Genomic DNA, 4262 nt, shown 5'->3' with positions numbered 1-4262 from the left:
GAAGCCGATCCCCAGTTCTTCAAGCACCGGCAGGATCGCCTCTTCCGGTTCACGCCACCAGAGCGAATATTCGCTCTGGACCGCGGCGCCCGGCTGTACCGCATGCGCGCGCCGGATCGTGCGTACGCCCGCCTCGGAGAGACCGAAATGCTTCACCTTGCCTTGGCTGATCAAGTCCTTCACAGCGCCCGCCACCTCTTCGATCGGCACGACCGGATCGACGCGGTGCTGGTATAGGAGGTCTATGTGGTCGGTCCTCAGCCGCCTGAGCGAGGCCTCGACGACGTCACGAATATGCTGCGGCCGGCTGTCCATGCCATCGTGTCGGGCTGTCCCGGCGATGTCGATGCCGAATTTGGTGGCGATCACCACCTGGTCGCGGATCGGCTGCAGCGCCTCGCCGACGACCTCCTCGTTCGTGAACGGTCCATAGACCTCCGCGGTGTCGAAGAAGGTGATGCCACGGTCGAACGCCGCCCTGATCAGGTGGACTGCATCCGCCGTCTCCATCGGCTGCCCGTATGACTGGCTCATTCCCATGCAGCCGAGCCCGATGGCCGAAACGTCGAGACCGCTGTTTCCAAGTGTGCGCTTCTGCATTGTCGTTATCCCTTCTTCTCGGCGTCGGCTTGTTCGAAGACCTTGCGGGCAATGCCCAGAGCCGTGGCTGCCGTTGGCCATCCGGCGTAGAAGGCGAGATGTGTAATGGTTTCGATGAGTTCGTCGCGGGTGACGCCATTGTCGAGCGCGCGCTTCATGTGAAAAGGCATTTCATTGATCCGGTAGCCCGAAATCAGGCTGGTGACGGTGACAAGGCTGCGGTCCCGCGGCGACAGGCCGGGGCGCTCCCAAACGTTGCCGAACAACACCTCGTCGGTGTATCTGCCAAGCGCGGGAGCGATATCGGAGAATGGGCTTTTCAGCCTTGGAACATCTGTCATGGTGGTCTCCTTCGAAGAGTTCGGGCGTTGAACTCGGCGCCACGCGCCGATACTTGGTCAAACCCCGTATTGTTCGTCGCTGACATGCTCCAGCCAGTCGACGACCTTGCCGTCGAGCGCTTCGGCGACAGCGATGTGGCTCATCGCGGTGGTCGGCGCGGCGCCATGCCAATGCTTCTCTCCGGGCGCGAACCAGACGATGTCGCCGGGCAGGATCGGTTCGATCGGGCCGCCCTCGCGCTGCACCAGGCCGGCGCCCGAGAGGACGATCAGCGTCTGGCCAAGGGGATGCGTGTGCCAAGCGGTGCGCGCACCGGGCTCGAAAGTCACGGTGGCGCCGCCGACGCGGGCGGGCTCGCTGCCCTTGAACGGCGCGTCGATGCGCACCGCGCCGGTGAAATAATCGGCCGATCCCCTGGCCGAGGCTTGAGAGCCGTTTCGCGTGATGTCCATGGTTTTGTCCCTTCCTGGCAACAGGCGTGACACGACCGCCGGTCTTCAGAGGCTGCCGGTAGAGGCGCCCGGTGTGATGACGCCTATCTAGGGTCTGCGATTGGTGCCGATTAGGTGCTATATCCAGCATGATCTTATGAAAGGGGCTCATGAATGCCGCGAGACAATCTGAATGAGCTAACCGCATTCCTCGCCGTCGCGCGCGAGGAAAGCTTCACCAGGGCGGCGGCCAAGCTCGGGGTTTCCCAATCGGCGCTCAGCCATACGGTGCGGGCGCTGGAGGAGCGGCTGGGCGTGCGGCTCCTGACCCGCACCACGCGCAGCGTGTCGCCCACCGAGGCCGGCGAGCGGCTGGCTCGCACCGTGGGGCCGCGGCTCGATGAGATCGAAGCCGAGATCGCGGCACTCAGCGCCTTGCGCGAAAACCCCGCCGGCACCATCCGCATCACCGCCGGTGAGCATGCCGCCGATGCGATCCTGTGGCCTGCCCTGGCGAAATTCCTGCCCGACTATCCTGACATCAAAGTCGAGATCATCGTCGACTACAGCCTGACCGACATCGTTGCCGAGCGCTTCGACGCCGGCGTGCGGCTGGGCGAACAGGTGGCGCGCGACATGATCGCGGTGCGCATCGGCCCCGACATGCGCATGGCGGTGGTCGGATCGCCGGCCTATTTCGCCAAATGGCCGAAACCGCGCACGCCACAGGACCTGACCACCCACAATTGCATCAATCTGCGGCTGCCGACCTATGGCGGGCTCTACGCCTGGGAGTTCGAGAAGGCCGGGCGCGAGCTGAAAGTGCGGGTCGAGGGCCAGTTGGTGTTCAATACGTCCGCGCTGCGCATGAACGCGGTGCTCGCCGGCCTCGGCCTTGCCTATCTGCCGGAGGAACAGGTAACGGCCCATCTGGCCGACGGCCGGCTGGTGCGGGTGCTCGCCGACTGGTGCGCGCCTTTCCCCGGCTACCATCTCTATTACCCCAGCCGCCGGCAAGCGACGCCGGCCTTCTCGCTGCTGGTCGACGCGCTGCGCTACCGAGGCTAGAACAGGAAACCGGGTTTCCGAAAAAGATCATGCTCAAAACGAGCAGATAGAGCCCCATCCCGATTCGGGAACAGGCTCTCCATCTGGACTGTGCCCGCCGTCGTTCTATCTTCCGGATCGAGCAGATCTGACGAAATCCGGAGCTATCGCCGTGACCGTGACCGACCTTTATCGAGGCTACATCGCCTGCCTCAACAATCAGGACTGGCAGAAGCTGAATCGCTTCGTTCATGACGAGGTGCATTACAATGGCGACCGCGTCGGGCTGTCGGGTTACCAAGAAATGCTGGAGCGCGATTTTCGGGAAATCCCGGACCTCTATTTCGACATCCAGCTGCTGATCGCCGAACCGCCGTTCATAGCCAGCCGGCTCCAGTTCAACTGCACGCCGAAGGGAACCTTCTTCGGCCTGCCCATCAACGGCAGGAAGGTGTCCTTCAGCGAGAACGTCTTCTATGAATTCCTCGACGACAGGATCAGGAACGTCTGGTCGGTGATCGACAAGGCGGCCATCGAAGCGCAGCTTTAATTCAGGCCGGCCAGAAGATGACGCCGATCGTTCGTAAAAATCGATCATTATGACGAAAATAATTCGTTGGAAAGATTATTTGAGGAATGGCATTCCTCCGGCACACCCGTCTGGAGCATTGCTTTGTCTTCCGTTTCCCACTTCGCGAACGATATTCCGAAAAGCGCTTTTCCTGCCGATCTGACACGAGGGCGGAAATCCCTCAACTGGAATGGCATCGTCCCCGGCATCGTCCTTGTCACGATGATTACTGCCGTCGCCTTCTCGGCCCGCAATGTTTCGGGCTTCGCGCTGTTCAGCCCGATGATCCTCGCCGTCGTCGCCGGCATGATCTACTCCAACGTGCTGGGCACACCGGTGCACGCCAAGGCCGGCATCGCATTCTCGCAAAAGCGCCTGCTGCGCTTCGCCATTGTTCTGCTCGGCTTCCAGCTGACGCTCGGCCAAGTCGTCTCGATCGGCGCCGGCGGCGTCGGCATTGTCGCCGCCACGCTTGGCGCCACCTTCGTTTTCACCATTACGCTCGGTCGGCTGATCGGCGTCGACGCCAAGCTGGCGCAGCTGATCGCCGCCGGCACCTCGATCTGCGGCGCCTCGGCCATCGTCGCCACCAACATCGTCACCGATGCGCGCGACGAGGACGTCACCTACGCCGTCGCCTCGATCACCTTGTTCGGCACCGTCGCCATGCTCGGCCTCGACCAGCACGCTTTCGGCCTGTGGGCCGGTGCTTCGATCCATGAAGTGGCGCAAGTCATCGGCGCTGGCTTCCAGAACGGCACCCAGTCCGGCGAGATCGCTACCGTCGCCAAGCTGACCCGCGTCGCCATGCTGGCGCCGATGGTCGTCGCGCTCGGCCTGATGGCGCGCCGCAGGAGCAGCAGTGAGGTGGCGGCGCGGCCGCCCATGCCGTGGTTCGTCGCCGCCTTTGTCGCCATCGTGGCGCTGAACAGCCTCGTCCCGGTGCCAGCCGAGGTGAAGTCGGCAATGGCGCTCGCCACCACCATCATGCTGACCATGGGGCTGGCCGCCATGGGCCTGCAGGCCGACATCTCGCAGCTGCGCTCGCGCGGCCTGCGCCCGCTGGCGCTCGCCTTCTCGGCCTTCCTGTTCATCGGCTGCTTCAGCCTGATGCTGGTGAAATTCACCTAGTCTAAACCGGGCCTCAGTCCTCGAACGAACTCGACGCGGCATAGATCGCCGCCAGCGTCTCGATGCCGGCCTGGTCGGCCTTGTCGAAGCGGCCGGGCAGCGGGCTGTCGAGATCGAGCACGCCGAAGACGCCTTCATCG

6 protein-coding genes and 1 pseudogene are annotated in these 4262 nt (G+C 63.5%); 3 read left to right on the top strand and 4 right to left on the bottom strand.

The genetic code is table 11. The features are described from left to right. The 3 genes from EN964_RS26570 to EN964_RS26560 all read right to left on the bottom strand — a co-directional run. The coding region (locus EN964_RS26570) for an aldo/keto reductase (protein WP_164776005.1) at window positions 1-600 on the bottom strand (600 nt) is incomplete at its 3' end. Between the two features lie 5 nt (window positions 601-605). Further along, a complete protein-coding gene (locus EN964_RS26565; protein ID WP_127268895.1) occupies window positions 606-941 on the bottom strand; it encodes a carboxymuconolactone decarboxylase family protein in 336 nt (111 codons plus the stop codon). Between the two features lie 57 nt (window positions 942-998). Next, the gene (locus tag EN964_RS26560; RefSeq protein WP_127268897.1) at window positions 999-1394 is read right to left on the bottom strand and encodes a cupin domain-containing protein; all 396 of its coding nucleotides are present in this window, start codon (window positions 1392-1394) and stop codon (window positions 999-1001) included. Window positions 1395-1547: 153 nt separating this feature from the next. Between EN964_RS26560 and EN964_RS26555 the strand changes: the two genes are divergently transcribed. The 3 genes from EN964_RS26555 (at window position 1548) to EN964_RS26545 (ending at window position 4122) form a co-directional block, all read left to right on the top strand. Beyond that, window positions 1548-2441, top strand: coding sequence for a LysR family transcriptional regulator (locus EN964_RS26555; protein ID WP_127276933.1), 894 nt, complete (start codon window positions 1548-1550; stop codon window positions 2439-2441). A 151-nt stretch (window positions 2442-2592) separates the two neighbouring features. Beyond that, window positions 2593-2970: an ester cyclase gene (locus EN964_RS26550; RefSeq protein ID WP_164748991.1), complete on the top strand. Its 378-nt coding sequence runs from the start codon at window positions 2593-2595 to the stop codon at window positions 2968-2970. Between the two features lie 123 nt (window positions 2971-3093). Next, complete coding sequence (locus tag EN964_RS26545; RefSeq protein WP_127272521.1) at window positions 3094-4122, top strand: YeiH family protein; 1029 nt, start codon at window positions 3094-3096, stop codon at window positions 4120-4122. 13 nt (window positions 4123-4135) lie between these two features. Here the strand turns inward: EN964_RS26545 and EN964_RS38810 are convergent. Further along, a pseudogene (locus EN964_RS38810) lies at window positions 4136-4262 on the bottom strand (GAF domain-containing protein); the annotation flags it as partial.

Source organism: Mesorhizobium sp. M7A.F.Ca.CA.001.10.2.1, assembly GCF_003998575.1.
In the GTDB taxonomy this organism is placed as follows: domain Bacteria; phylum Pseudomonadota; class Alphaproteobacteria; order Rhizobiales; family Rhizobiaceae; genus Mesorhizobium.
This window is presented reverse-complemented; position numbering and strand designations above follow the sequence as displayed.

Excerpts from the sequence above, each read along its gene's own strand:
- EN964_RS26565 (WP_127268895.1), bottom strand. The coding sequence starts at position 941 with ATGACAGATGTTCCAAGGCTGAAAAGCCCATTCTCCGATATCGCTCCC.
- EN964_RS26560 (WP_127268897.1), bottom strand. The coding sequence starts at position 1,394 with ATGGACATCACGCGAAACGGCTCTCAAGCCTCGGCCAGGGGATCGGCC.
- EN964_RS26555 (WP_127276933.1), top strand. The coding sequence starts at position 1,548 with ATGCCGCGAGACAATCTGAATGAGCTAACCGCATTCCTCGCCGTCGCG.